The following is a 24,835-nucleotide window of genomic DNA, read 5'->3' as shown; positions in this document are numbered from 1 at the left end:
TCCCTTACTGTCCGTTTAACCATTTTTTAATTACTTTTGCAGTACCTTCTACATGTTCTTTCGTAGCATCCTGCACTTGTTCATCTAACGTTGGTTCTTTCGGTTCTTCTGGTTCAGGTTTTGGCTCTGGCACTATTTTTTCTTCAGGAATTTCCAAGATACTTTCATTACTTGCAGCAATTTCCTCTTCTGCTAAGTATTCTTCATATTCCTCTTCTTCTTTCTTTCTCTTACGTCTTGCTAATAAGAACCATACTAGACCACCGATTGCTAATAAGCCAGCTGTAATTCCACCGAATAACCACCAGTTCATACCACTTTTTTCTGGCTCTTTCTCTTTTTCGGCTTTCGGCTGATCGAACTGAACAGTTACAACGTTAACTTGACCATTTATAAAGTTACCGTTCGGATCAGCTTGAAGTCCTGCCGCTGTTCCGATTGCTTCTTTAAAAGTTGTCATATCAATTCTACGTTTTACTAACGTATCATTATCTACCCATACAACAACATTCGTTTTCGTTAATTCTGGGTGTTTCTTAATTGTTTCAACTGTTTTATCTATTTCATAATTTTCAATTTTGTTGCCATTTTTATTATCGTAGACAACTTTACCATTTTGATTATTGTTCGTACCGTAGTTTGGCACTTCACCGTTAGCTGTAATACCAGCACCTTGCTTCGTATCTGCCCCTTCTTGCGCAGTAGAGCTTTCCTCTTGCTCTTGTTTACTACGAAGTACACCTTTATCACCATACTTCTCTGACTGACGTGTAACTTCATCGTAGTTTACAGATACTTTCGTATTCACTTTATATTCATTCGGTTTAAACATCGTCATTAACGTTGCATCAATGTCTTGCTTTAATTTACCTTCAAGTTGGTGCTGCATCTCTACTTCTTTCTCATAAGAGGAGGAACTACTAGAATGTGCTTCATCTGCTCCTTTTGAGATAACACCTTTTTTACTATCAATAACACTTACTTCTTCTGCTTTCACACCAGGAACCGCTGCACTAATCATTTGCTGTATACCCGCAACTTGATCAGCTGTTAACAATTGTCCACGCTTCACTCCAACCGTAATCGCCGCTGTTCCTTTTGCTTTTTCTTCATCAAAAATTGTCTCTTTTTCAGGCAATGTAATTTGAACATTTGCCGTTTCAACTGTCGCAAAATTTCTTACAATATCTTGCTCCAATTGCTTCTTCGTACCGACAATTTGCTTCATTTTTTTATCTTGCTCACTTGAACCGAGCGAGCTTTCTAATAAAATTTCCTCACCGCTTTTCGAATTAAACGGTAAGCCCATCCCATTCATTTCTTTTCGAACCCATGGAGCATCATTCTTTTGCACACGAATCGAACCATCGGCCGCTAATTGATAATCGACACCTAACTTCGATAATTCTGCTGTAATCTCTTGTTTATCTGTATCATTTAAATTTTGATATACAACAACATATTTATCTGGCAAGGTGAAGTATAAAAGTGCTCCTGTTACAATCGCTAAAAGCGCAGCACCAATTACTAACTTATGCCACGTTTTTAACGATTGGATAACATTTTTCATCTTTTCCATTTAAACACACCCGTCCACTTTCCTAAATTTGCATATTAATTAGTGACTTATAATTTTCAATAAGATTATCACGTACGAGAGCAGCTGTTTTCATTTGAGACTCAGCTTTCTTTTGCTGAATTAAAACGTCATGTGTTTCTCCTACCCCTTTAGTTAGTAAATCATATACTGCTGTTTGCGCATTGTTTTGCGTTTGATTCATATCTTCCAATAAATCAATAAACTTTTTCCCCTCAACTACAGATGTTTGAGAAGTTTTCGGTGCACCAATTGACTGAATTGCTCCAAATGGTTGTGTATGTAACATTGGTTGAATTTTCATATTACTATCTTCCCCCTTATCCTCGGCCGATTTCTAAATCTTTATCAAGCATTTTTTTATTCGCATTTAATACACTCGTATTCGCTTCATACATTTTTTGAGCAACCATTACATTCGTCATTTCAGCAGTTACATCAATATTGGGATAACGTACATATCCTTCTTCATTTGCGTGCGGATGCGTCGGATCATACACTAAATTTTCCGTTTTGTCTGCTTCAATACTTTTTATTTTTACTCCGTTAGTAGGAGCCCCATCTAGCATACTTGCAAAACTATTGTTTGATTCTAGCACCACACTACGACGCTCATATAAATCTGCCCCCGGAGCCGCCGTCGTATTTGCATTTACAATATTGTTAGAAGTAACTTCCATCCACTTTCTCGCTGTCGTTAGTCCTGAGCCACTTGCATTAATTGCCTGAAACATCCGTTGTCTCTCCTTCTACTTTTAACGTCCGCGTGCCGCTTGGTTAATTGCATATTGTGTATTAATTGCGTTAACTGAAATACCGTATAACTGATTTGCTTTCATTAAATCTAGCATTTCTGTCGTTACATCCACACTATTTCCGTCTTTATTCGTTTGCATTGATTTTGTTTGAATCTTTGCATATGTATTTTTCGTATTTACTGTCGGCAAGTGCATTTCATTCGTTTGATATAAATCTGGATTACTCTTTAAATCAGCCGCATTGTTTTTATATAATGCACTACTTTTATTCATCTGCTCAGCAAATGTTACATCTTGTGCTTTATAGCCAGGTGTATTCGCATTTGCAATATTACTAGAAACCGTATTTCGTTTCGTCACTAAATAATTCATATAATGGCTTACATCACTCACTAAATCTGGCATATTCCACACCCTTCCTTTTCTAACTTAATGATCCACTGATAGAAGTTTCACTTCATTATTTATTTTCTTATATGCATTTATTAAAATATTTACTATTATGTACCCTTACATATTTTATTCCATTTTTTCATTGTTGTCTTTAGAAAAATATAAAAATATAAAAAAGAATGCAAAAAACTGTATACACACAGTAATCTATAGAACATTTCAATATATAAACTAAAGTCCATTTTTCTATTATTTAGATTACAATTATTATTTTATCACAGTCATAAAATGAAACCTCAATCAGCGGGTTCTTTATGTAAACGAAGGAATAGACCCCCTTTTAAAAGGGGAACCTGTTTCCAGACGTTATTATTAATATTTACCGTAAAATGAATTAGCCTTCATTCGCCCATCATTTGTCATAATCATTTCTTCCAAAATCTTTTGCTTATCCCGAATATGCTGTGCTGCCTTAATAATGAACGGGCTTACTTCTGCTGCAACTTGTGCACGCGTTTCTTCATCCAATGTCATCATCCAGCGATTTAACATCTCACTCTTCTCAGCAAACTCTCTGTCTGACACTTGCAATTCACCGATTTCATTAAAACAGCTGACAAACGTCCGATAAATATCATTGTTCATTTTCAAGTGCTCCGCGGTAACCGTCTATTAAATCTTGTAACACTTTCACAATTGCATCAATATCTTTCGCTTCACGCGTTACTTTCATCGTTTGAATTTGAATGCTAATCCAATCATATAAACCATAGAGACTATCATATAAATCTTTCGTAATCTCAGGATTTAATTGAAGCTTTAGTTCTTCAAAAATACGTTCTAATTTTTCAAGAAGTGCGTCCCCTTCTTGTAGTTTAAAAGTATGTAAAAGTTCTTCTAAATTACGAAACTCTACAATACATCTTTCATAAATAAAAATTGTATTTTTAATCGGATTACTCGTCATAATATCATTTTGCATATAACGTTGCCATGCTTGCATACGATCACTTCCTCAACTTTCATTAATCATCACTTTTTTGTTTTGTCATTGCTTTAATTGTTTTGAGTTGGCTATCAAGCGCCGCCAATGTACTCTCTAGCTTTTGATACTTCTTCACGATTTCATCTTGCTTTTGCAAGTTTTGCGTCTCAATATCTTTAATCTTTTTATCTAAATCACTTACACGTGAGTCAATGTTTTTAACTCTCTCGCCGACTACACCTTTATCACCGAATAGTTTATCAAGCGGTTCTTCCATCATTTTTCCTAAACCGTTAGAACTAAAGAAAAATTGCTTCGCTGCATCGGGTTTTTCTTTTAATGCTTGTGTTAATTTTTCATCATTAACTTCCATCGTTCCATCTTGCTTTAATTGAATACCAAATGTGAATAAATAATTACCATCTTGAGAAAATGTTACGACATTGTTCATTGCCTGACGTACACTTTGCATAATAGCTTGACCTTGGAAAGCTCCACCTTTTCCAGCAAAGATATCTACTGTAGAAACAGCTTTATTATAATCAGCTACCATTTTTTTAATAACATTCGATGCGTCTGTTACGTTTGAGTCATTTACTGTAAATTTTAGATCTATACCTTTTGCTTTTTGATCTGCATTTGTACCTGTTCCATCTTCTGGTTTATTTTCCACCTTTGATTCCGTTACTTTCAATAGCTCAATTTTCACACCTGGTAATGCGTCAATTGTATTACTATCACTTTTTCCCTCAACACCATTAATACTATATTTTGCATCTAGCGCTTCGTTAATAGTATTTAATTTCATTTCTGTCGTAGGTTGATTATTCTCATCTGTACCTTCCACTTTCGTATAAAACAAATCTGTAAGTACATTAGGCGGTGTCTTTTCTAATTTAATTTCATTCATTGCCCCTTCTTTTTTAGAGGTCATGAAAATTTTATTTCCAAGTGTATAAGCTGATACACCATAATCTCCATCATTAATTTTGTTAATTAAATCTTTATATGTCATATCAGTTGTTACTTTTAGTTCTTTATCGCCTAGTTTTAATGTTTCATCTTTAGGAAGTTTCGCATTTATATCTTTAATTTCATTAGAAGCTATTTGATGACGTTGCGCGAGCTGTGTAATTGTCATATTAAAAGTTCCTGCAATCGCACCACCATCTGCTTTTACATTAATATAACCGTCTTGTGTTGTCGTTACTTTTTTCTCATTTCCTTTAAAAGCCGCTAAGTTTTTAAACGTTTGTGTGAAAGAACTAAATTCTGACTTCAAACTTGTATATAATAATTTATCATTTGTAAGGTCGTTCTTTTCTTTCGTATATGGTGTTTTTCTCATATCTAACGCTTGCATTTCTAATTCTACTAGGTTAGAAGTATCGATCATATTATTTCCGAGGTTCCAAATTTGTTGTCTACCACCAATACCTGTCATCGTTGTTCCTGCCATTTTTCTCACTCCTTGTAGATTACATGTAGTCTAAAATACTCGTTTTACTCATCGTACTAACTGCTTTAAGTGTCGCTTCATACGTCGCATTTATATATGCCAAGTCAGAAATTGCGACCGCTAAATCAACATCCTCAATTTCTTTACGGTTTTCTTGAAGCGCTAAATTTTGCTCACTTAAAATTGTTTTAAACGTCTCCATTGTGTTCATTGTTGAACCAACTTCAGTTGTACGGTTAATGATGCCATCTAAGTTTTTCTTATTTTCTCCTAATAACGGTTGTAACGCTTTTTGGTCACCTTTTTGCATCGCTTCGCTCATCTGTTTTAACGTTTTTATAACCGGGGATAATAATGCTTCTCCGTTACGAAATGCCTTTAACTCATAACCGTCATTTAGTTGCCAGTTCACATCATTTTGTCCACCCTGGTACGTACCATCTTCTGTAAATGGTGACTTTTCTGCACTATCACCACCGAAAATATAACGACCTTGCTCTTTCGTATTCGCTAAATATACAACTTGTTTTAAAATTTGATCAATCTCTGCACCGATGGCTTTCAATTCTTTTTCACCATTTGGCTCATTTAATGCCTGTACCGTTAATTGATCTGCTCTCGTTAAAGATTTAAAAATACCTTGCAAAGTATTTTCAGTTTGTGTTAATACATTTTTTGAGTCAGCTAAATCTTTTTGCATTTGTTCAATATTCGCCAATGAATGTTGAATCGCAAATGATTTACTCGCTGCAAGTGGATCTTCACTCATAAGAAGATTTTTCTTCCCTGAAGTTACTTGGTTTCTATGGTATTGTTGTTGCACATTCAAATCCATTAACTGATTCTTTGCCCAGTTTGCATTTTGAAATGTAGATACTCTCATTTCTATCTCCTCCTTATATATTTCCAATCAATTATTATCACTTATCGAATAATCGAAAATAGACTATCAAACACTTCATTCATCGTAGTAATAGCTTTAGAGTTTGCGACGAAATATTTTTGGAAGGCCATTAAATTTACCATTTCCTCTTCCATATTTACACCTTCAACGCTCATTTTTTCTTGTTGAATACCTTCTAGTAAGTCGCCATGAATTTTTTGATAACCATTTACTGCACTTTTATCAGATGCAACACGAACTATAAATTGGTCTAATGCTTGTTTATAAGAAAGACCTTCTTTATAATCGTCATCTGTAACTGCTGCTAGTTTATTTGCTGTTTCAGCAGACATTTTCATTTTCGAAACATCTTTTTGGAATTCTGGATTTAACTTCATCTCTTTCGCATAATCTCCAACGAAGAAATCTTTTCCCATCACTGTATTCACTTGATTTTTCATTGAACTCATTAAGTCTTCGAGATTTTTTTTATAATCAACAATCTTCGCTTTCGTATCAATCGCTGATTTTATCGCTCCGCTAGTTACAGAGATTTCTGAACCGTAAATCTCAACTGACATTGGGTCTTTTTCTTTATTTAATTGAAGTGGATATGTATCTTGTCCATTTACTGTTAAAATACCATTCATTCTAACACTCGCGATATTAGGATTCATAGATTCATAAGATACTTCGATGTTTGCATACTTAGACATCTCTGTAACGATGCGATCTCGTTCGTCTAAAAGTTGATTCGGCACTTGTGTACCCGCTTGTCCAATTTTATGATTCGCTTCTGCTAAACTAGCAGCCAGACGATTAAATTCATTAACATGCGCTTCAATATCTTCTGCCGTCTGCGCTTCCACTGTATCTAAGTTTTTCGCAAGACGATTTACTTGACTAGTGAACTTCCCAGTTTCAGAAATTAATGTATCATAGTAGTTTGGTTGTTCTGGATTTTTTGCTACTTCACGAAAGGCATTAAAGAAACCGTCCATTAAACTAGATAATGAATTCTTCCCTGTCGTTCCAACCATAGACTCTACACGTGATAAAGTTGAATTCATGTAGTTATAGTAAGAGAGCTGAGATAATTGATCATTAAACTGCTTCGTTTTTACCTCATCAGTAATACGGTCAACACCTAGCGTTTGTACACCGTAACCAATTCTCTGTTCTGGCGTATGACCATTGCTTGCTCCAACAGATCCGTAATTCACCATTTGACGAACATAACCCGGTGTATGAATGTTAGACAAGTTTTGTTTCGTTGTTTGTAACCCCATTTGAGCCGCTAACATGCCCGATAGCGGTGTATTATAATCAGATAATCTCATATAGCTTCACTTCTCCTTTACAATAGTTCATTCATAAAGATTTGCGAATTATTGTTTCGCTCTAAGTTATATTCAGAAACAGAATCCACAATACTTTCTGTAGTTTTTAATAGTACGTTTAAGTAATATTGATTTTTCAAAAGAATCATTTTTACATTCTCTTCTAATTCAGTTGCGTTTTTTTGTAATTCTTCCATTTTTTCAATTTCTTCTTGAGAAAAATACGAAAATAACGCACTTACACGAAACGATTCAACCCCTTGTTCTTTACAGAACTGAACAACCATTTCTTCAAATGAGCTTGATAACCCTTTTAAACCATCAATGTACTGCAATTGCTCTACTTGCAACTTTTGAACTGCATTTACATTTTTATTTTTTAAATTCTCATATATTTGCTCTCCAAGCGCTTGAATATTTTCATACGCTTTTTGAATAATAACGAGTTTTTCATATAATTGTATGTACATATAGCTTCCTTTCTTTTACAAGACTAAATTCACAATTAAACCATGGATTTCTCCAATTTGATTTAACATTTCTAAATGTCCTGTTTTCGTATTAATTAAATTCATAACATCTTCTAATTCATTCAATCCCATTTCTGCCTGTTTCACAATCGTCATTTTCTGTGAATATCCGTAACGCGGGTGACGAGACATGACATCTTTATACTGCAATACATTATCAACGTAAAAATTCAAAAATGATTTTACTGTATTTTTGTATTCCATTACATTATCAAGCGTTAATTCCATTTCAATTTTCTCTTTAATTTCTCCAATATTATCGACAAACGCTTCCATTTGTTCTAGCAATTTATCTTTTTTCGGATCTGCATGCAAATTATCCGAAAATGCAAGTCCTGTCCTGACATTTGCTTCTTTCGGCATTTGAGTAGCAGGCGGTATATGCGATAAAATTGGATTATGCGAGATAGAACGTAGCATATATATCACCTATTTATTTTTTTATTTCTTCCTAAACTTAATCGTAAAATCCAGTTATTTATAATTATACTCTGAACAGTAATATTTTGCAGTTATTTTTTATAAAAGATATGTTACAATTTAGCATGAGGTGGCACAATTCTATGAATATTTTCCTTTGTGGTTCAAATCAATTAACAGCATTAGATCAAGAAGAAATTAAAAAATTTTTAACTGACTATGCTCACAAACATAAAATTTACATATTATGTTATAAATCTATTGAAAATGAGGTTCTTCGTTTTTTCGTTGAGAATGAAAGACTCGCTCAAAATTTATGCCTTTACACGCTGCAACCATTGCCAGCAATAACAGATGAATTTCAAGAAGTCGTTGATTACTTAAAAAAACACGGAGCCGAATATGTTGCTTTTGATCATCCTTCCGACTCCATTTACCGATCAGATTATATGTTTTTTGTTAAACAAATTATTGAAGACACTGATTTAGTTCTCTGTTTTTATAATGGTGACAAACATACATCTGTCATCCCTGTCGATGTTGCAAAAGAAGCAGGTATTGATGCTGTCATTTATGATTTACCAGGATTACATGAAAAGCAAATGAAAAAAAGCTTTGAACAAAAAATTCGTATGATGTAAAGGGGGAGGCACAATACCATTATTGTGCCCATTGTAAATATGATAATTGAACAAGATTATGATCATTTTATCGCGAGTTTTAAACAACAATTCAATATGGACATCGCTTCATATAAACAAGATAGAATGCGCCGTAGAATCGATGCTTTCATTTCGAGAAAAGGCTTCGAAAACTACACTAATTTTTTAAACAAATTACGCGCTGATCAAAATTTATTTTTAAATTTTATTGACTATATTACAATTAACGTTTCAGAGTTTTTTAGAAATAAAGAACGATGGCAAACTTTAGAGTCGAAAGCACTACCAAAATTACTCGAACAAAATAGCGGAAAATTAAAGGTATGGAGTGCCGCTTGCGCTGCTGGTGAAGAACCATATACACTCTCTTTAATTTTATCAAAGCATCTAGCTCCATTCCGTTTTGAAATTCAAGCAACAGATCTTGATTTTCATATTTTAGAAACCGCAAAACGCGCTCAATATACAGAACGTTCGTTAAAGGAGTTACCTACTGATTTGAAAGAACGTCATTTCACAAAAGAGAATGGTCTATATTCATTGCATCAAAACATTAAACAAAACGTCTCGTTTAAACAACATGACCTTTTAATGCAGTCATTCGATACAAATTATGATTTGATTATTTGTCGTAATGTAATGATATATTTCACAGAAGAAGCAAGAATAAAACTTTACGAAAAATTTAGTCGTTCTTTACGAAAAGGCGGTGTGCTATTTGTTGGTAGTACGGAACAAATTTTAACACCCGAACGTTACAATCTTCAGCGATTTGATACATTCTTCTACGAAAAAATATAAAAGAGGTCGTCACAATGGAGTGACGACCTTTTTACATAACTCGAATTAAAATAATACCGACAATCCATATGAAGAGAAAAAGAAACGTCATAGACCATTTATGTTCTTGCATCGTTTGTTTCAATGCCTGTGATAATTGTGTCATGTTCATTTCCGCAAGCGCTCTCCATACACTTACATCCCGATCTTTAGCAATGAGGTCTGTAACGCTAATTAAAATCGTTTCGTTAGACAATTTCGTTATATAAGCAGTAATAACCGTTACCATCAAATTTATATTTCCTTCTGAAGAATCACTTTCCACTCTAGAGATGAGTGCACTTACATCTAGTAAAGGAATATGTACTTTTCTACCAAATGATAGTTGCACTTCAGCGAAATCATATGTTCCATCTAACAAAGGAAGTTCTTTTATATGCGCCTGCTTAATAAGTCCTTGCAGGCTTCTAATTACTTGTTCAAACACTTTTTCTGATTGCTTTCCTTCTTCAGATAACGTATGTAACTTTTTAAAAAGTTGTAACACTGTATCCATCTCTTTAGAAAGCATTTCCTTCATAATCTTTCCATCACTTAAACTTGCAAGTAAAATACCTATCTCATTATTTTTCGAAATAATTTTAGACTGTCCAGTAAACACTAAATTGCTACGCTTTCGTTCTTTCTGGATTTCATGTTCCGAAATAGCTGCAGGCTGTTTTAATGGTTGTAGCGTCTTATCTTCAATTGTCGTACGTTTAATCTCCATTTAAGCGCCTCCACTACTATGAAATAATTAGCCCCATTCTTTATTACTCTTTAAAACTAAAAACAGTACGAACAAACCTGACATGATAGTAAATACATCCGAAGCTTGTACTCCCTGTTCACCTTTTTCTTCTTCCTTGTCTTTCGTTTCTTCTTTTTGTTCTTTCTTTTTAGAGACAACTTGTTTGTTATTTTTCTCTTTTTGGTCCTTCGCCTTATGTACTTCCTTGTTGTCTTCGAACGGCTCTTTTATAACGTAAGTAAATTTCTCTTTCAACGGTTCTTTTATAAACTTATTTACTTTCTCATCTTGCTTCGGAATTTGAACAACCGGCAATTTTTCTTCTAGAAGCGGGTTTTTGACTTTCAAATCTTCTTGCTTCTCATTTTCTTTCTTATCTTCTAATTCATTTTCTAGTTTATTATCTAATTTCTCTTCTTTCTCTTTCTCTTTCTCTTCTATCTTTTTATCATCTTCGTTTTTTGGCGCCAAAACAGAAATGGTATATTCACTTTCTTCAACAAGTTTATTACCTGCTGCATCTATTATCTCTACAAGTAATTCGTATGGCCCAGCCGGCAATGCTTCTGTTATTTCAAATACTTTTTGCCAATCCATATCATGCTTGTTGTAGTCTAATAAAAACGAAAGCTTTTTATTTTCTTTCCCTTTTAATGTAACGCGCACTTCTTTTACAACCGATTCTATATCTGACGCTTTTACTCGTATATGTATAGAATCTCCCTGTTTTCGTTCAACTAAGTTCTCTTTTACTTCATCAATAGTAACTTTCTGTAACTTTGGCAATTCTTTATCTATAGTTGGCGTTTCATTTTTAATACGAATGAGCGGGACTTTCACTTCATTTTTTACGATTTCTTCTTTCTCATTCTCTTTGTAACTTTGAACGAGCTGAAGATTCCAATCACCTTGCAAATCAAAATTCCCTGCTTTATAGTTAGCAACCCAGCTCTTCGTTTCTTCATCATACTCAAAAGATAGTATTCTTTCTTGCGCATATTGCTCGCCATTTTTTTGTAGCTGCAATATACCTTTCATACTTTGAATGTTTTTCCCATTTGGTTCTACAGCAATTCGCACTTCTTCGCCAACTTTAAGCTCCGGCTTATTTACTGTAATAATTCCCTGTTCCGTTTCTATCTTTCTTTCATTCAATTGTTTATTTGCTACTTCTTGTTGTTCTACTTCTTGTTGCTCTGCTTCTTTTTGTTTCTCTTCATCTTGCTTCGTTTCCACTTGTTCTGACGATTCTTGAGATTCCTTATTTTCTTCTTGTACATTCACTTCATTTATTTTTTGATCTGACTCAATTTGTTCCTCAGCCTGACTTTGCAAGGGGAAGAACAAGCACACATGTATGCATAGCCAACTCATTAGAAAAAACTTTACGTTTTTCATCTACTAGTTCAAACTCCTATTTCAATGCCTTATAGTGATTTCGTCACTTTTACTCCAAAAAATCCATCTACATTTACAAGTTCACCATACGCCACTAATACATCATTTACATAAATACGAATCGGTTCATCAATATCCTCATCTAGTACAACTGCTTCATTTTCTTGTAAACTTAATATATCTTGAATCGTTTTCACTGTACTTCCAAATACAAATTTCACGTTCATTTCTACATTTTGTAGAATGGACGTGTCCATATATACTGGTTCCATTTGTTTTACTTCTTTAAATTCAATAGGTTGCACAACTGGTTCTACAATTTTTTCTTCTTCAATTTCTTCTGTGGCAATCTCTTCTTCTTCCACCATCGGATACAGAAGTCGCCTTACCATTTCTTTCGCTTCGGAAATTGGCAAAATTTGATACATCTTCGATTGAAGCAAATCGCCAATTTCAAGATTGAACGTAATTTGAACGAGTTCGTCCACTTCCATTGACTCTCCCAAATATTCCATTTCTTCTTTTAACGTTACAAATTTAACATTTGGCGGCGTCATGTCCATTTTTTCTTGAAACATTTCTGACATTGCCGTAGCAGCATGACCCATCATTTGGTTCATAATTTCTTTAATACCGCTCAGTTCTAATTCAGTAAGCTCTTTTTCTGGATCAACTTCCCCTGTTCCCATCATCATTAAATCTACCATTGTTAAGGCAACATCTTTCGTAAATACGAATACATTCTCATTCTTTAGCCCTTCAACAAAGTCGACATTTAAAATAACAAATGGTACTGGTACTCCATCATAATGACGAACATTGATTGCTTCCACATTTGGTGTACTAATTGTAACTGGCTGATTTAAAAGCGTTGATAATACTGTTGAAGCGGAACCAATTGAAATATTTGCAATTTCACCAAGAACATCTTTCTCTTCTTGTGTTAAATGCTCTTTTTCAACTTGTTCTTCTACAATCTCAGTTTCCACTACTTCTGCTGGTTCGTCTGTTTCTTCTACTCCACCAGATAATTGCATTAATTTATTTACCATTTGTTTCGCATGCTCAACTGAAACAATTTGTACAAGTTTAGAGTTTACAAGATTATCTATCTTTAAATCAAACGATACTTTAACAATCGTATGATTCCCATCGATTTCAGAGATTTTCTCCATTTCTTCTGATAACTTTACAACTTTAATCGTCGGCGGAGACATATCTACTGTATCTTGGAAGAATTCCGACATAGATGTAGCTGCGAATCCCATCATTTGATTCATCGCTTCTTGTACAGCACTTAGCTCTAATTCACCAAGTTCTTTTCCGTCCTCCACTTCACCTGTTCCCATCATCATTAAATCAGCAATGGACAATGCAACATCTTGCTTAAGGACAAGGAGGTTTTCCATATCTAATCCTTTTGTAAAATGAATGTTTAATACAACATGCGGAACTTCGACATCTCTTGAATCATATAAATCTACCAACTCTATACGAGGAGCAGTAATGCTTACTTGCCTATTTAAAATTGTTGATAATACAGTCGAAGCTGAACCAAATGATATATTTGCAATTTCGCCAAGAATATCGCATTCTTGAGGCGTTAAATGCTCATTTTCTTTTTCTAGCACAATCGTGCTCGTATCCCCTTTTGTGTGTTGCTCAGGCATTTTCCCTGCCTCCTCATTTCTGTTTTTCTATCAAATAATATAAACTCTTATTTTAGCAAACTCATTAGTATAAAACGTTACTATGTATCCATTATTAGATTCGTAACGATTAGCCAAAAAGCTCCCCAATTGTATACAAGTGGGGAGCTTTCCTTCATTCCTATTATAAACCTTCTGGGTTTAAAATGAGGACCACTCGTCCATCACCGAGAATCGTCGCACCAGAGAAATAGTTAGAACTCTCTGCAAAGAAGTCACCTAATGACTTTAAGACTATTTCTCTTTGACCGATAATTGTGTTTACAATAAGTCCATAGCTGCGATGTGTGTTACGAACAATTAACACAGGAACCATTTGACCATCATATGACGCAAACGCCTCATCTACTGTTTTTTCACCAAATACAGTACTTAAATGTTTCACTTCAATAATTTGATTACGATAATTTAACACATCTTTTCCTTGTAAGGATTGGATGTCTTCTCTCTTAATTCGAATTGCTTCAACGATATTTCCAAGAGGTAAAGCATAACGCTTATCATTCGTTTGAACAAGCATAGATTGAATAATAGACAACGTTAATGGAAGTTCAATTCTAAATGTACTTCCCTTTCCTTCCTCAGAATCAATAATTAAATGTCCACCTAAACTATGAATCGTATGTTTTACAACATCTAATCCGACACCGCGTCCAGAAAGATCTGATACAACTTCAGCTGTACTAAATCCTGGTTGGAAAATAAGATCAAACACTTCACGATCTGTTAATCTATTCGCATCCGCTTCAGTTACAACGCCATTTTTAATCGCTTTTTCTAATACTTTCCCTTTATTAATACCGTTTCCATCATCCGTAATTTGAATAACGACATGATTTCCACTATGAAAGGCTTCTAATTTAATCGTACCTGTCTCATTTTTACCTGCATCACGTCGTTTTTCAACAGTTTCAACACCGTGATCGATTGCATTTCGAATTAAATGAACGAGCGGATCACCGATTTCATCAATAACAATTTTATCTACTTCAGTATCTTCACCTGTAATTTGTAAATCGATTTTTTTCCCTAAATCTTTCGCTAACATACGTACCATACGCGGGAAACGATTGAACACAGTTTCAATCGGCACCATACGCATATTTAATAGTACATTTTGAATATCTTTTGAAATATCGCCTAATCGATTTAAATGTTCAATTAGCTCCTTGTTTTGAATCGTTTGAGCCAATTCATCAATGCGCCCACGTTCAATTACACTTTCTTCAAACATATTCATTAATCTTTCGATTTTCTCTAATTGAACACGAATTGAACGATTCTCCACTTTAGCATTTTTCGTTTTTGTAGTACTTTTAGCTGGCATAGCACTTGAAGGTTGATTCGTTGCCTCTATTGGTGATTCTACCTGCGTAGCCACAGCTGGTTGTAGCTTTCCTTCTACTTGCACAACTTCTTGTGTAACGACTTTTTTAGAAGCTACTTCCTTCGATATAGGTTCTCCTTGCTTTACTTCCACTTTCTCAATTTCAGAAACATGAAGTACTACTTGTTTCAATTCTTCTATACTACAATCAGTATCCATAAATACTGTAAATTCAAATCCGAAAGCATCTGCTTCAATTTCTTCAATACTCGGAGCTGTTTTTTGTATATTCCCTACATTTTGCAATGCTTCAATACACATAATAGCACGTACCGCTTTTAAAATTGCTTGCTGTTCAACTGTTATATGCACTTCATGCGAAACTGCATCATCGGTGTCTATATGATTTTGCTCTATATGTTCCGTAGGAGTTTCTACATTGCCGTTCAATAATGCTTCTAATTTCTGTTTAGTTGAGGCTACATCAATATTGCCCATTCCACCTTGTTGCACATCTGCAACCATCTTCTCCAAATTATCAATGCACTCAAAAATCACATCAATAATATCCGCATTTACAACTATATTTCCATGACGAATTTCATCTAACACATTTTCCATCTTATGCGTTAAATCAGCCATTTCCGTAAATTCCATGCTCGCAGACATACCTTTGAATGTATGAGCGGATCGGAATATTTCTCCTACAACATCCATATCAGCAGGATTTTGTTCTAACACTAGCACATTTTCATTTAGCGACTGTAAATGTTCTTCTGACTCTTCGAAAAATATATTTAATAGATCTGTTTGCATTTTTATCCCCTACCTGTCTAACAAACATTTCATTTATGTATAACAATTTAGTGTTTTACAATGAGAAAAAAGGGGGCCACACGTCGATCCGCTATCACTGTTTTGATTCCTTGTGGCACCCCTTCTATATTAACTATTTGCTACTTTTGTTAAAGCTTCAATTACACGATCCGCTTGGAATGGCTTTACAATAAAGTCTTTTGCCCCGCCCTTAATTGCATCTAATACCATACCTTGTTGTCCCATTGCAGAACAAATAACAACCTTTGCACTTGAATCAATTTTAATAATTTCTTTTAATGCTTCAAGCCCGTCCATTTCTGGCATAGTAATATCTAATGTTACAATATCAGGTTGAAGTTCTTTATACTTTTGAATTGCTTCTACCCCATTCTCTGCTTCGCCAATAACTTCAAATTCAGCATTACTTTTTAATAAGTTTTTAATCATCGTTCGCATAAACATCGCATCGTCTACTACTAAAATTTTATGTGCCATTCTTTTTAATTCTCTCCTTCTATGTATAAATATATCTTAATATTTCACCTTATCATTCTCACTCATTATACAAAATAAAATGATAAAATTTAATATTTTTTTAAAAGAATTTTCGTGTTTTTATTATTTTATTATTAAAATAACAATATACTACTCTTTTATATAAATAACAACGCGACGGTTTTTTTCCCAGTTTTGCGGTGAATCATTTGGTACAATTGGCTTTGTGTCTGCATATCCTACCGCAGCTAGCCTTTTATCGTCCACATTATACACTTCAATTAAATGGTGAATCATATTTGCCGCTCGTGCTGAAGATAACTCCCAATTAGAAGGGAATTTCTCGTTATGAATAGGTCTACTATCTGTATGTCCCTCTACAACAATTGGGTTAGGTACGGATTGAAAAAATCCAACTAATTGACTTATTATCCCTTTCGCTTCGGGCTTAACGTTCGCATCGCCTGTATCAAATATTAAATTATCTACTATAACGACGCTTACCCCTGTATCCTCTCGATATACATTCACTTGACTAATACCATTATTATCTACATATGCTTTTAACTTCTTATATAATTCATCCATTCTCTTTTTTGAAATCATTTTTTCATCATTTTTTTCATGTGAAATATCCGGTATTGTATTTTCCATTACTTTTGCATCTACTTGCCCCGTATCACTAAACTTTTCAAGCATCTTTGACAATTTTACTGCATCTTGCTTTGATGTAGCAACTAGTAATACAAAGAAAGTTAATAATAACATCGTTAAATCTGTAAAAGTCGTCATCCAACGAGGCGATCCCTTTTGCGGTCCTTTACTCATCATACCACTCCTTGAAATATTAGGCTGCTCCTTTTACCTTTTTTACCTTTGTTTCGTATACGTATGTATCCAGTTTCAACTTTAATTTAGAAGGGATTTGTCCACGATACAATTCTGAAATTGCTTCTATTACAAACTTCTTCTCTGTATATAAATCTTCAATACCACGATATACTTTTTCCGCAAGAGGGATTGCAATCATATTCGCAAGTACAGACCCATATAATGTCGTTAACATCGCAACTGCCATTCCTGTACCAATTTGCGATGTATCTTGTAAGTTTTGGAGCATAATGATAAGACCGATTAACGTACCAATCATTCCCCAAGCTGGAGCAAAATCACCAATTTTATCTAATAATGCTGCTCCTTTTCTTAACTCATACACTTCCGTTTCAATATCTTTCAATAACACTTCTTTTAATTCATCTTCATCGTAACCGCTTAACATTAATCGAATTCCTTTTTGAATAAAAGGATTGTCTACTTGCTCTCCATCTACCTCTAAAGAAAGCAAGCCGTTCTTTTTAGACTTTTTCGAAAAATCGACAAACAAATCCGTTAACTGTTCTAAATCTTCTTCTCTTCTATGTAAAACAGTAAAAATGCTTTTCGTATATTTTTTTATTTCTCCAAATCGATATGCCACAACAATTGTCGCTGTTGTTCCCCCTATGACAATTAAAATAGATGAAATATCTAAAAAGTTTTTGAAAGCTTTTATTCCACCGCCACCAAGCATAATTGCCGCTATCACTATAATGAAACCTACTATAATGCCCACTGGGCTAGAAATATCAAACTTCCTTTTTCTTCTTTGTGGTCTAGCTAATACTTGATTTTTCTCTCCCATATTTCTGCCCTTTCCTTTCCATTTTTATATAACATTTTTTTATTTTAATAATACGTTTTCACATATAACATGTATTATACGCTTATCATCTGTTTATCGCAATATACTCATGAAATTGACACATTTCATTTCTATATTAGAATTATGGTATGAATAAATGAGGAGGATCACGATGGAACACAACATTTTACAAGTCATTGCATTAGCAGAAAAACTAAAATATGAAATGCGACATAGCTGGCTTTCCAACGGACGTCAAGAAAGTGTTGCCGAACATACATGGCGGATGTCTCTAATGGCCATTTTAGTTGAACCTTATTTGGATCAAAAAGTAAGTATTAAGAAATTACTTAAAATGGTTATTATTCACGACCTAGTCGAAGCCGAAGCTGGTGATATTCCTGCTTTTGATACAATGAATAGTCACGAATTACAGCTACAAAAACAAAAAAATGAACTGGAGGCTATTTTAAATATTAAACAAACGTTAACAGGTTCTCTCGGCGAGGAATTATATGACTTATGGATGGAGTTTGAAGCGAAAGAAACGTACGAAGCAAAAGTTGCTAATGCACTCGATAAACTTGAGGTAAAAATTCAGCATAACGAAGCTGATATTGATACGTGGCTACCAATTGAACATAAAATGACGTTCCAAGTAGCAAAGCATACAAACTTTGATTCTTTCTTATCTAAATTACAAAAAATTATTGAACAAGATGGAGAAAAGAAGTTAATTGCTGCCGGCATTGATGTTGAGGCATGCAAGCAATAATGAAATAAGACACTCAACAAGAGTGTCTTATTTCATTATTGTTGATATAGCCTGCTTATAAATAAGCTGTTGTTTTCCATCCACTAAGATTAAAACTGTAAATTTATCCACTCCAACAACTTCTCCTATTATTCTAACGCCACTCTTTAAGAAAATTGTAACTGTACCTTTTTCTTCTTTTATTTGTTTATACAATTCTTCCTGTAAATGTTCCAATTACTGTCCTCTCCTTTCTGTGAAACATCTTAATATAAAAAACTATAAATTTTTTATTTATGCACTTTGTCTTTTATGTTCATAAACTTATTAATAAGTATATCTAAATCACGACTAAATAACAAAACTTTATCATGATCCAATCCGTGTCTCGCAACAAGTTGAATTAACTCTTTCTTTTTGTTTTCTATTTTATTTTTTAATTGTCCCATCTCCATCTCTATACTAAAACTCCCTTTTCCCATAATATTACTTGTAAAATTATAGTACATATTCTCTCATAAAAAAATAAGAAAATGGTTTTTTTTACAATTTTTTATTTTTTATGCCTAAATTATGAATTACGTAAAGGTTTATTTACAAATCACTAACATGCAATCCTAATGAATCTACAGGCATTTGTCTAATTATAAATGAGACTGGCTCGTTTTCTATACAAAAAACATACTGTATATAGTAGTCCATGAACCATATAGATTAACTTACTAAAAAGGAGGAAAACATATGAGTTATGGTGGAAGTTGCGCTGGTTTCGGCGGTGGATTTGCTTTGCTTATCGTACTATTCATCCTTCTAATCATCATCGGATGTAGCTGTTGGGGTGGCGGCGGATACGGATATTAATATATCCTATCCTTGAAAAATGAACTAAAAACTATAGAAAAACAGCTCAAATATGAGCTGTTTTTTTTCATACTTTCGTATGAATTTATATCCCTCTTATTTGCGATTTCAACTAGCAACATATTGTTTACTATGGAATAAGAAACATTTTTACTAAGGGGGATTACAATGATTAGAGGTCTTTACGAAGCACATTTACCTGTCCGCAACTTAAAAGTATCAATACCTTTTTATGAATCACTAGGGCTAAAATTATATAAAAGAGGAGATAATATTGCTTTCTTTTGGATTAAAGAAAATGAGAGTTGGCTCGGCCTTTGGGAAGGCACAGAATACAAAGTGAATTATCACCCCTCTTTACGACATATCGCCTTTCAAGTAAGTTTACATGATTTAGAAAATGCGATTCATTGGCTAAATCAAAAAGGAATTTCAGCACGAAAAGACTTTGGAATGGAACCAATTGAACCGATTGTTTTTCCGGAATTAGCACATGCAGCCGTATACTTTAACGACCCTGATGGAAATAGTTTAGAATTGATTGCACAATTACCTGTTGGACTTCCCACAGCGGAAAAAGTGTATTTAAGTGAGTGGAAAGAACAAATTCAAACATCGTCATTACATAAGGATTAATCTATTTATGTCAGTTTCTTATTCCACACTTCTTAAAACAAATAAAAACTTCAATAAACTATTTTATGGGCAAACATTAAGTGTACTTGGGGATTGGTTCCATACGGTAGCTTTATTAACATTTGTCTACAGCATAACGGAATCGCCGTTTATGATCGCACTTACTTTTATAAGTAAAAGTTTACCACAGCTTCTTCTTAGTCCATTCATAGGCGGAATTGTAGATCGTTTCTCTAAATAGAATATTATGATTTTTACCGATATTACACGGGGAATTCTAGTCCTTACATACTTACTCGCAGGCTATAAAATTGAGATTATTTTCATTGCTAATATATGTTTATCTGTACTTTCTTGTTTATTTGAACCGGCTAAACAAGCAACCCTAAAAAATATCGTACACCAAAATCATTTCGTAACTGCTAACTCTCTTTCTAGTACAATTAATGGTTTTATGTCTATTATGGGGGCTTCTTTGGGCGGAGTAATTGCACAATCTTTACATATTGAGTTCGCTTTTTTAGTAAATAGCCTATCATACTTTATTTCAGCCTATTTTATTTATAACATGAGTATTCCTGCTCATGATACTTGTAACAAGAAGAAAGCATTTTTCACTGATATAAAAGGTGGTTATACATACATATTACAAACAAAAATCATTTTAACATTAATTCTTGTCGGCATTTCATGGGGGATTATTGGAGGTGCTTATCAACTACTTCTAACGATCTATGCCGAAAAAATTTTCCATACGAACATTGGGATTTTATATACGGTTCAAGGGGCTGGGCTTATGATAGGAAGCCTTCTCGTTAATCTTTATATATCCCATAATAAAGAAAAAATGAAAAAAGTATTCGGTTGGGCCTACTTATTACAAGGAATTTTCTTTCTCGGATTCATTCTATCCGATCAACTTATTATCGGTATCATTACTTTATTCTGTATGCGCATAGCAGGAGGAATCATCGTTCCACTTGATACGACATTACTTCAAACATACACACACGAAAATATGATAGGTAAAGTTTTTTCATTCCATTATTCCATTTACGGATCTCTTATTCAGTTATCGATGTTTTTTACAGGAGGGCTGTTAGAAATTCTTTCTCCTCAAATGATTGGCTGTTTATTAGCTACATGCTGTATTTTTGTAAGTTTTATATGGCTGTTCTTGTTTTATCGCGGGGATCTCAGTGAATAATTTAATGATAATCAATACATTTTGATCCCATTCATTATTTGTTTCCCCATAATAAAATTGTTTAAAAATACAAGTCAGATTTTTTAGTTAAAGAGCCTTATATGGCAACACTATTTGAGAAAAAACTAGATATTTATGTTAAAATACAAATAAGTTTGTGAAACATTGCACTTAAATAATAGACTTTAACTAGTTAAACTTGATTAAATAGGAGGGCTGTTTTGGGTATCACATTCTTTTTCATATGTATTATATTAGTGGCTTCTATTCTGCAAGCAAGTACAGGTTTTGGCTTTTCCATAATGGCAACCCCTTTCTTACTTATGTTATTTCTACCACAAGAAGCTATACAAATAAACATTATTTTATCTTTAATTATCTCCATTTCACTCATTTGGAAAATAAGAATGGACGTTGATTTTGTCCTACTGAAAAGGTTTATTTTTGGAAGTATAGTTGGTGTTCCTTTTGGCATTTTAATTTTCATTTCCGTTAACATAAACACTTTTAAATTAGCAGTTAGCATCCTACTCTTACTATTAACATTGTTGCTAATATGCAACGTTAAGGTTAGATCAACACAATCTAGAGATTTCATAGCTGGCGGATTATCTGGTCTTTTAACGACAAGTATCGGTATGCCAGGTCCACCCCTGTTACTTTATTTTACAGGAACTAATACTGAAAAAGAGAAGTTAAGAGCAACTACATTAGCTTTTTATCTGTTTATATATTTCATTAGTCTAGTAACTCAAATACTCTTTACTGGCACAAACAAAACCATTTGGGAATCAAGTTTTTATGCCATTCCAATTGTATTTTTAGGTTTGTTTATAGGTCAAATTATTTTTAAATGGCTTAATCAACGGATTTTTAAAATATTTACGTACATTCTTTTAAGTTGTACAGGGGGTTATCTTCTTATTGAAAGTTTGAACTTGTTATAGAAGATGCTTTAGATCGTGCAATAACAGATATGTTCAAACGAAATTATTGCTGTATTTTCCGGCGGGGTATTCCATATCAAAACTTAAATAACTTTATTGACAGTTTACAATTAGCAATAATCTTTCTTTCATAAGGAAAATATTTCAAATCAAATACTAAATAAAACGATAAAAAGCGGCTATTATGCCGCTTTTACTTACTATTGGCATTTCATTCTCATTTTCTATCACTTTTGTAAAAAATTATTAATTTTTATTTCTATGTACATGATAACAAACAAAATACCTAAGTTCAGAAAGAATAAACAACTTTCTGGCCTTAGGTATTTTTCCTTCTCAAAAAGGCAAACCTGCATCACAGGTTTGCCTCTTTACTCACTTCTTATTTAATCCTTTTTCACTTAAAAACTCTTTCATATGCATTCTTTTTTCTTTAGACATAAACGAACTCATTGATTCCGTCCATGTTACGTTTTTCTTGTTTGATGATCTTTCTTTATAATACGCGTTCATCGTTTCATCATATTCGTTTAGTAATTCATCATATTTTTGTTCATCATATCCATTTTCATGAAGAACTGCTGCTACTGGTAAACGTGGTTTAACTCCATGTTCTTCATCTGGTACACCGACTGTCATTCCGAATACAGGATATACTTTATCCGGTAAATGAAGCAGTTCACTCACTTCTCTCGGATTATTACGAATACCACCAATATAACAAATACCGTATCCTAACGATTCTGCTGCTAGTGCTAAGTTTTGCGCAAAAAGTGAAGCATCTACCGTCGCAACGATAAAGTCTTCTACTCCCTCATGCTTTATCTCTGTACTATGTTTTTCACATGCAATTTCAAGTCGTTTTAAATCTGCACAACAAACAAAAAATGCTGCACAGTCCTTCACATGGCGATTTCCGGATAGCTCTGCTAGTTTAGCCTTTAATTCCTGATCTGTTACATATATAACAGAATACGCCTGTACAAAATGTGATGAAGCTGCATGTTGCGCAGCATGCACCATCTTTTCTACTACATCTTTCGGAATTGATTCTTCTTTATATTTACGAACTGAAACATGTTGCTCCATCTTATGTATGATCTCATTCATGAAAATCACTCCTTTTTTCTCTTCATAATGAAAAATTAACATATCTTTTTCAATTTTCACAACTTATAAGCACAAAAAGAGCAATTCTTTTTGAATTGCCCTTTTTTAAAACGTTTATCGATACGGTAAATGAAATTATAATTATCTTATTACGCCGTTTTCAAAACTTTAATACCTTTTACGATATTCCAAATGAAGTAGTAAATTCCTACAAGAATGAACACTGCATATGTGATAGCCATTCCAATTCCAGCACCGTCAGATTGATTGAAACCTAAACCGTACATGCCTGATACTGCTAGTCCTCCAAATAAGATTGCGTATGGGAAAACATGTGACCAAAATGCTTTTTTCGCGTGATACTTCACTTCATCTTCTGCAACAAAGTACACGATAATTGGTAGTAAAAATGGTGCAAAAAAGATACTAAAGTAACATAATGAAGATAAAATATTATTTCCTTTCATCCGATTCACCTCTAAATAGTTTTTGTTACCTTCATTATGTCAGGAAATCATTCTAGAAACTATCGCTTTACCTTTCACGAACGTGACATATTTGTAAGATTTTCCTCAAACTAAATCCCGCCTGAGTTTCAGACGGGATCACTTTCACTATATTCGATTCATAAACCAATACTGTGTAATTGCTAAATATTCTCGTACATTCGATGGAATGATGATTGGTTTCGGTGTTTTTGCCGGAAGACCTTCTAATTGTAAACCTTGTTTGGCCGCTATTTTTTTCGCTCTAAACATGTGAAAATCGTTTGTTACGATCATACCTTTTTTCATATCGGCTGGAATTAACGGTTTTGAGAATGTAATATTCTCATCTGTACTCGTAGATTTGTCCTCCATTATAATGCGGTCTTCTGCGATATTTTGTTTTATTAGTCCTTGTTTCATTGCTAATGCTTCTGAAATGTCTTCGCCTTTTCCTTGTCCTCCAGATACGATAGCGATTGTTTTCTCATGTGATTTTAAATATTCAGCTGCTTTATCAATACGATATTGCAATGAATAAGATGGTTTCGTCCCATTTACTTTCGATCCTAGTACAATTATGTAATCAGCATCGTATGTTGCATTCATATGCCCATGCTTATAAATGTGATATTGTAAAAACCCCGCATACACGGCGCAAATCATTATAACAACTAAAATGCCCTTCATTATTTTCTTCTTTCTCATATTCATATACTCCTATTTTCTTTTACTTCCTTCATGATAATATCCATTTATTTGTTTGTATACAGACAAATTCCAATAAACCCTAATTTATCCTCTGAAAG

General features: G+C 33.7%; 29 protein-coding genes and 1 pseudogene. 7 read left to right on the top strand and 23 right to left on the bottom strand.

All coding sequences use genetic code 11. From position 1 onward, the window contains the following. Nucleotides 1-4: 4 nt before the first annotated feature. From D1166_RS14920 to D1166_RS14870, 11 genes are all read right to left on the bottom strand, one after another. Entirely contained in the window at nucleotides 5-1,579 is a 1,575-nt protein-coding gene (locus D1166_RS14920) for a flagellar M-ring protein FliF C-terminal domain-containing protein (protein ID WP_000413953.1), read from the bottom strand. A 22-nt stretch (nucleotides 1,580-1,601) separates the two neighbouring features. Beyond that, nucleotides 1,602-1,901, bottom strand: coding sequence for a flagellar hook-basal body complex protein FliE (gene fliE / locus D1166_RS14915; RefSeq protein ID WP_000701672.1), 300 nt, complete (start codon nucleotides 1,899-1,901; stop codon nucleotides 1,602-1,604). A gap of 16 nt (nucleotides 1,902-1,917) precedes the next feature. Continuing rightward, nucleotides 1,918-2,331, bottom strand: a complete 414-nt coding sequence (gene flgC / locus D1166_RS14910) for a flagellar basal body rod protein FlgC (protein ID WP_000484680.1) — start codon at nucleotides 2,329-2,331, stop codon at nucleotides 1,918-1,920. Between the two features lie 21 nt (nucleotides 2,332-2,352). Next, complete coding sequence (gene flgB, locus D1166_RS14905; RefSeq protein ID WP_001113109.1) at nucleotides 2,353-2,760, bottom strand: flagellar basal body rod protein FlgB; 408 nt, start codon at nucleotides 2,758-2,760, stop codon at nucleotides 2,353-2,355. Between the two features lie 360 nt (nucleotides 2,761-3,120). Further along, nucleotides 3,121-3,393 (bottom strand): hypothetical protein, encoded by a 273-nt coding sequence (locus D1166_RS14900; RefSeq protein ID WP_001058088.1) that lies wholly within the window; start codon nucleotides 3,391-3,393, stop codon nucleotides 3,121-3,123. Then, nucleotides 3,383-3,751 carry a flagellar export chaperone FliS gene (locus D1166_RS14895; RefSeq protein ID WP_001149516.1) on the bottom strand — a complete coding sequence of 123 codons (369 nt, stop codon included), beginning with the start codon at nucleotides 3,749-3,751 and terminating at the stop codon, nucleotides 3,383-3,385. Before D1166_RS14895 ends, D1166_RS14900 begins: the two co-directional genes overlap by 11 nt. A 22-nt stretch (nucleotides 3,752-3,773) precedes the next feature. After that, on the bottom strand, nucleotides 3,774-5,192 hold the full coding sequence (locus tag D1166_RS14890; RefSeq protein WP_097856433.1) for a flagellar hook-associated protein 2: 1,419 nt from the start codon (nucleotides 5,190-5,192) through the stop codon (nucleotides 3,774-3,776). A gap of 19 nt (nucleotides 5,193-5,211) precedes the next feature. After that, nucleotides 5,212-6,075, bottom strand: coding sequence for a flagellar hook-associated protein 3 (locus tag D1166_RS14885; protein ID WP_001266405.1), 864 nt, complete (start codon nucleotides 6,073-6,075; stop codon nucleotides 5,212-5,214). A 41-nt stretch (nucleotides 6,076-6,116) separates the two neighbouring features. Continuing rightward, nucleotides 6,117-7,415: a flagellar hook-associated protein FlgK gene (gene flgK, locus D1166_RS14880; RefSeq protein ID WP_001239711.1), complete on the bottom strand. Its 1,299-nt coding sequence runs from the start codon at nucleotides 7,413-7,415 to the stop codon at nucleotides 6,117-6,119. 17 nt (nucleotides 7,416-7,432) lie between these two features. Continuing rightward, on the bottom strand, nucleotides 7,433-7,885 hold the full coding sequence (locus D1166_RS14875) for a hypothetical protein (RefSeq protein ID WP_097856432.1): 453 nt from the start codon (nucleotides 7,883-7,885) through the stop codon (nucleotides 7,433-7,435). 15 nt (nucleotides 7,886-7,900) lie between these two features. Then, on the bottom strand, nucleotides 7,901-8,365 hold the full coding sequence (locus D1166_RS14870; RefSeq protein ID WP_000946323.1) for a YaaR family protein: 465 nt from the start codon (nucleotides 8,363-8,365) through the stop codon (nucleotides 7,901-7,903). Nucleotides 8,366-8,508: 143 nt separating this feature from the next. Between D1166_RS14870 and D1166_RS14865 the strand changes: the two genes are divergently transcribed. Together D1166_RS14865 and D1166_RS14860 are read left to right on the top strand one after the other, a co-directional pair. Next, nucleotides 8,509-9,006 carry a hypothetical protein gene (locus D1166_RS14865; protein WP_001020105.1) on the top strand — a complete coding sequence of 166 codons (498 nt, stop codon included), beginning with the start codon at nucleotides 8,509-8,511 and terminating at the stop codon, nucleotides 9,004-9,006. 39 nt (nucleotides 9,007-9,045) lie between these two features. Further along, nucleotides 9,046-9,828, top strand: a complete 783-nt coding sequence (locus D1166_RS14860) for a CheR family methyltransferase (RefSeq protein ID WP_000582874.1) — start codon at nucleotides 9,046-9,048, stop codon at nucleotides 9,826-9,828. Between the two features lie 31 nt (nucleotides 9,829-9,859). Here the strand turns inward: D1166_RS14860 and D1166_RS14855 are convergent, their stop codons facing one another. The 7 genes from D1166_RS14855 to D1166_RS14825 all read right to left on the bottom strand — a co-directional run bounded on the left by D1166_RS14855 (nucleotide 9,860) and on the right by D1166_RS14825 (nucleotide 18,026). Continuing rightward, nucleotides 9,860-10,576 carry a hypothetical protein gene (locus D1166_RS14855; protein WP_097856431.1) on the bottom strand — a complete coding sequence of 239 codons (717 nt, stop codon included), beginning with the start codon at nucleotides 10,574-10,576 and terminating at the stop codon, nucleotides 9,860-9,862. A gap of 27 nt (nucleotides 10,577-10,603) precedes the next feature. Next, the gene (locus tag D1166_RS14850; protein ID WP_097856430.1) at nucleotides 10,604-11,995 is read right to left on the bottom strand and encodes a transglycosylase; all 1,392 of its coding nucleotides are present in this window, start codon (nucleotides 11,993-11,995) and stop codon (nucleotides 10,604-10,606) included. Nucleotides 11,996-12,024: 29 nt separating this feature from the next. Next, complete coding sequence (locus D1166_RS14845; protein ID WP_001115010.1) at nucleotides 12,025-13,665, bottom strand: flagellar motor switch protein; 1,641 nt, start codon at nucleotides 13,663-13,665, stop codon at nucleotides 12,025-12,027. A gap of 163 nt (nucleotides 13,666-13,828) precedes the next feature. Beyond that, nucleotides 13,829-15,847, bottom strand: coding sequence for a chemotaxis protein CheA (locus tag D1166_RS14840; RefSeq protein WP_001192611.1), 2,019 nt, complete (start codon nucleotides 15,845-15,847; stop codon nucleotides 13,829-13,831). Between the two features lie 129 nt (nucleotides 15,848-15,976). Further along, nucleotides 15,977-16,345 carry a response regulator gene (locus D1166_RS14835; protein ID WP_000940568.1) on the bottom strand — a complete coding sequence of 123 codons (369 nt, stop codon included), beginning with the start codon at nucleotides 16,343-16,345 and terminating at the stop codon, nucleotides 15,977-15,979. Between the two features lie 150 nt (nucleotides 16,346-16,495). Then, nucleotides 16,496-17,173, bottom strand: coding sequence for an OmpA family protein (locus tag D1166_RS14830; RefSeq protein WP_000033627.1), 678 nt, complete (start codon nucleotides 17,171-17,173; stop codon nucleotides 16,496-16,498). Between the two features lie 19 nt (nucleotides 17,174-17,192). Continuing rightward, the gene (locus tag D1166_RS14825; protein WP_000504185.1) at nucleotides 17,193-18,026 is read right to left on the bottom strand and encodes a flagellar motor protein MotP; all 834 of its coding nucleotides are present in this window, start codon (nucleotides 18,024-18,026) and stop codon (nucleotides 17,193-17,195) included. Nucleotides 18,027-18,198: 172 nt separating this feature from the next. On the opposite strand from D1166_RS14825, the gene D1166_RS14820 reads away from it, so the two are divergent. After that, nucleotides 18,199-18,801, top strand: a complete 603-nt coding sequence (locus D1166_RS14820; RefSeq protein WP_097856429.1) for an HD domain-containing protein — start codon at nucleotides 18,199-18,201, stop codon at nucleotides 18,799-18,801. A gap of 27 nt (nucleotides 18,802-18,828) precedes the next feature. Here D1166_RS14820 and hfq read toward each other — a convergent pair whose 3' ends face one another. After that, nucleotides 18,829-19,017 (bottom strand): RNA chaperone Hfq, encoded by a 189-nt coding sequence (gene hfq / locus D1166_RS14815; RefSeq protein ID WP_000400664.1) that lies wholly within the window; start codon nucleotides 19,015-19,017, stop codon nucleotides 18,829-18,831. Between the two features lie 53 nt (nucleotides 19,018-19,070). Continuing rightward, on the bottom strand, nucleotides 19,071-19,289 hold the full coding sequence (locus tag D1166_RS14810) for an aspartyl-phosphate phosphatase Spo0E family protein (protein WP_000291688.1): 219 nt from the start codon (nucleotides 19,287-19,289) through the stop codon (nucleotides 19,071-19,073). 232 nt (nucleotides 19,290-19,521) lie between these two features. Between D1166_RS14810 and D1166_RS14805 the strand changes: the two genes are divergently transcribed. From D1166_RS14805 to D1166_RS14790, 4 genes and pseudogenes are all read left to right on the top strand, one after another. Continuing rightward, nucleotides 19,522-19,641: a YjcZ family sporulation protein gene (locus D1166_RS14805; RefSeq protein ID WP_000120179.1), complete on the top strand. Its 120-nt coding sequence runs from the start codon at nucleotides 19,522-19,524 to the stop codon at nucleotides 19,639-19,641. Between the two features lie 168 nt (nucleotides 19,642-19,809). Next, complete coding sequence (locus tag D1166_RS14800; RefSeq protein ID WP_000617953.1) at nucleotides 19,810-20,277, top strand: VOC family protein; 468 nt, start codon at nucleotides 19,810-19,812, stop codon at nucleotides 20,275-20,277. A gap of 7 nt (nucleotides 20,278-20,284) precedes the next feature. Then, nucleotides 20,285-21,484, top strand: a pseudogene (locus tag D1166_RS14795) (MFS transporter). 221 nt (nucleotides 21,485-21,705) lie between these two features. Continuing rightward, a complete protein-coding gene (locus tag D1166_RS14790) occupies nucleotides 21,706-22,431 on the top strand; it encodes a sulfite exporter TauE/SafE family protein (protein ID WP_000513080.1) in 726 nt (241 codons plus the stop codon). Between the two features lie 375 nt (nucleotides 22,432-22,806). Here the strand turns inward: D1166_RS14790 and nfsA are convergent, their stop codons facing one another. The 3 genes from nfsA to D1166_RS14775 all read right to left on the bottom strand — a co-directional run bounded on the left by nfsA (nucleotide 22,807) and on the right by D1166_RS14775 (nucleotide 24,734). Further along, nucleotides 22,807-23,541, bottom strand: coding sequence for an oxygen-insensitive NADPH nitroreductase (gene nfsA, locus D1166_RS14785; RefSeq protein ID WP_001002392.1), 735 nt, complete (start codon nucleotides 23,539-23,541; stop codon nucleotides 22,807-22,809). 149 nt (nucleotides 23,542-23,690) lie between these two features. Further along, nucleotides 23,691-24,008, bottom strand: a complete 318-nt coding sequence (locus D1166_RS14780) for a magnetosome magnetite crystal formation protein family (RefSeq protein ID WP_000678055.1) — start codon at nucleotides 24,006-24,008, stop codon at nucleotides 23,691-23,693. Between the two features lie 147 nt (nucleotides 24,009-24,155). Further along, entirely contained in the window at nucleotides 24,156-24,734 is a 579-nt protein-coding gene (locus D1166_RS14775) for a YdcF family protein (protein ID WP_001227676.1), read from the bottom strand. Between the last annotated feature and the right edge of the window lie 101 nt (nucleotides 24,735-24,835).

The sequence above is a fragment of the Bacillus sp. ISO11 genome, from assembly GCF_003458115.1.
Lineage (GTDB): Bacteria > Bacillota > Bacilli > Bacillales > Bacillaceae_G > Bacillus_A > Bacillus_A cereus.
The sequence above is the reverse complement of the archived record's forward strand: the minus strand, read 5'-3'. Positions and strand labels throughout refer to the sequence as shown.

Excerpts from the sequence above, each read along its gene's own strand:
- D1166_RS14920 (WP_000413953.1), bottom strand. The coding sequence starts at position 1,579 with ATGGAAAAGATGAAAAATGTTATCCAATCGTTAAAAACGTGGCATAAG.
- fliE (WP_000701672.1), bottom strand. The coding sequence starts at position 1,901 with ATGAAAATTCAACCAATGTTACATACACAACCATTTGGAGCAATTCAG.
- flgC (WP_000484680.1), bottom strand. The coding sequence starts at position 2,331 with ATGTTTCAGGCAATTAATGCAAGTGGCTCAGGACTAACGACAGCGAGA.
- flgB (WP_001113109.1), bottom strand. The coding sequence starts at position 2,760 with ATGCCAGATTTAGTGAGTGATGTAAGCCATTATATGAATTATTTAGTG.
- D1166_RS14900 (WP_001058088.1), bottom strand. The coding sequence starts at position 3,393 with ATGAACAATGATATTTATCGGACGTTTGTCAGCTGTTTTAATGAAATC.
- D1166_RS14895 (WP_001149516.1), bottom strand. The coding sequence starts at position 3,751 with ATGCAAGCATGGCAACGTTATATGCAAAATGATATTATGACGAGTAAT.
- D1166_RS14890 (WP_097856433.1), bottom strand. The coding sequence starts at position 5,192 with ATGGCAGGAACAACGATGACAGGTATTGGTGGTAGACAACAAATTTGG.
- D1166_RS14885 (WP_001266405.1), bottom strand. The coding sequence starts at position 6,075 with ATGAGAGTATCTACATTTCAAAATGCAAACTGGGCAAAGAATCAGTTA.
- flgK (WP_001239711.1), bottom strand. The coding sequence starts at position 7,415 with ATGAGATTATCTGATTATAATACACCGCTATCGGGCATGTTAGCGGCT.
- D1166_RS14875 (WP_097856432.1), bottom strand. The coding sequence starts at position 7,885 with ATGTACATACAATTATATGAAAAACTCGTTATTATTCAAAAAGCGTAT.
- D1166_RS14870 (WP_000946323.1), bottom strand. The coding sequence starts at position 8,365 with ATGCTACGTTCTATCTCGCATAATCCAATTTTATCGCATATACCGCCT.
- D1166_RS14865 (WP_001020105.1), top strand. The coding sequence starts at position 8,509 with ATGAATATTTTCCTTTGTGGTTCAAATCAATTAACAGCATTAGATCAA.
- D1166_RS14860 (WP_000582874.1), top strand. The coding sequence starts at position 9,046 with ATGATAATTGAACAAGATTATGATCATTTTATCGCGAGTTTTAAACAA.
- D1166_RS14855 (WP_097856431.1), bottom strand. The coding sequence starts at position 10,576 with ATGGAGATTAAACGTACGACAATTGAAGATAAGACGCTACAACCATTA.
- D1166_RS14850 (WP_097856430.1), bottom strand. The coding sequence starts at position 11,995 with ATGAAAAACGTAAAGTTTTTTCTAATGAGTTGGCTATGCATACATGTG.
- D1166_RS14845 (WP_001115010.1), bottom strand. The coding sequence starts at position 13,665 with ATGCCTGAGCAACACACAAAAGGGGATACGAGCACGATTGTGCTAGAA.
- D1166_RS14840 (WP_001192611.1), bottom strand. The coding sequence starts at position 15,847 with ATGCAAACAGATCTATTAAATATATTTTTCGAAGAGTCAGAAGAACAT.
- D1166_RS14835 (WP_000940568.1), bottom strand. The coding sequence starts at position 16,345 with ATGGCACATAAAATTTTAGTAGTAGACGATGCGATGTTTATGCGAACG.
- D1166_RS14830 (WP_000033627.1), bottom strand. The coding sequence starts at position 17,173 with ATGAGTAAAGGACCGCAAAAGGGATCGCCTCGTTGGATGACGACTTTT.
- D1166_RS14825 (WP_000504185.1), bottom strand. The coding sequence starts at position 18,026 with ATGGGAGAGAAAAATCAAGTATTAGCTAGACCACAAAGAAGAAAAAGG.
- D1166_RS14820 (WP_097856429.1), top strand. The coding sequence starts at position 18,199 with ATGGAACACAACATTTTACAAGTCATTGCATTAGCAGAAAAACTAAAA.
- D1166_RS14810 (WP_000291688.1), bottom strand. The coding sequence starts at position 19,289 with ATGTACTATAATTTTACAAGTAATATTATGGGAAAAGGGAGTTTTAGT.
- D1166_RS14805 (WP_000120179.1), top strand. The coding sequence starts at position 19,522 with ATGAGTTATGGTGGAAGTTGCGCTGGTTTCGGCGGTGGATTTGCTTTG.
- D1166_RS14800 (WP_000617953.1), top strand. The coding sequence starts at position 19,810 with ATGATTAGAGGTCTTTACGAAGCACATTTACCTGTCCGCAACTTAAAA.
- nfsA (WP_001002392.1), bottom strand. The coding sequence starts at position 23,541 with ATGAATGAGATCATACATAAGATGGAGCAACATGTTTCAGTTCGTAAA.
- D1166_RS14780 (WP_000678055.1), bottom strand. The coding sequence starts at position 24,008 with ATGAAAGGAAATAATATTTTATCTTCATTATGTTACTTTAGTATCTTT.
- D1166_RS14775 (WP_001227676.1), bottom strand. The coding sequence starts at position 24,734 with ATGAGAAAGAAGAAAATAATGAAGGGCATTTTAGTTGTTATAATGATT.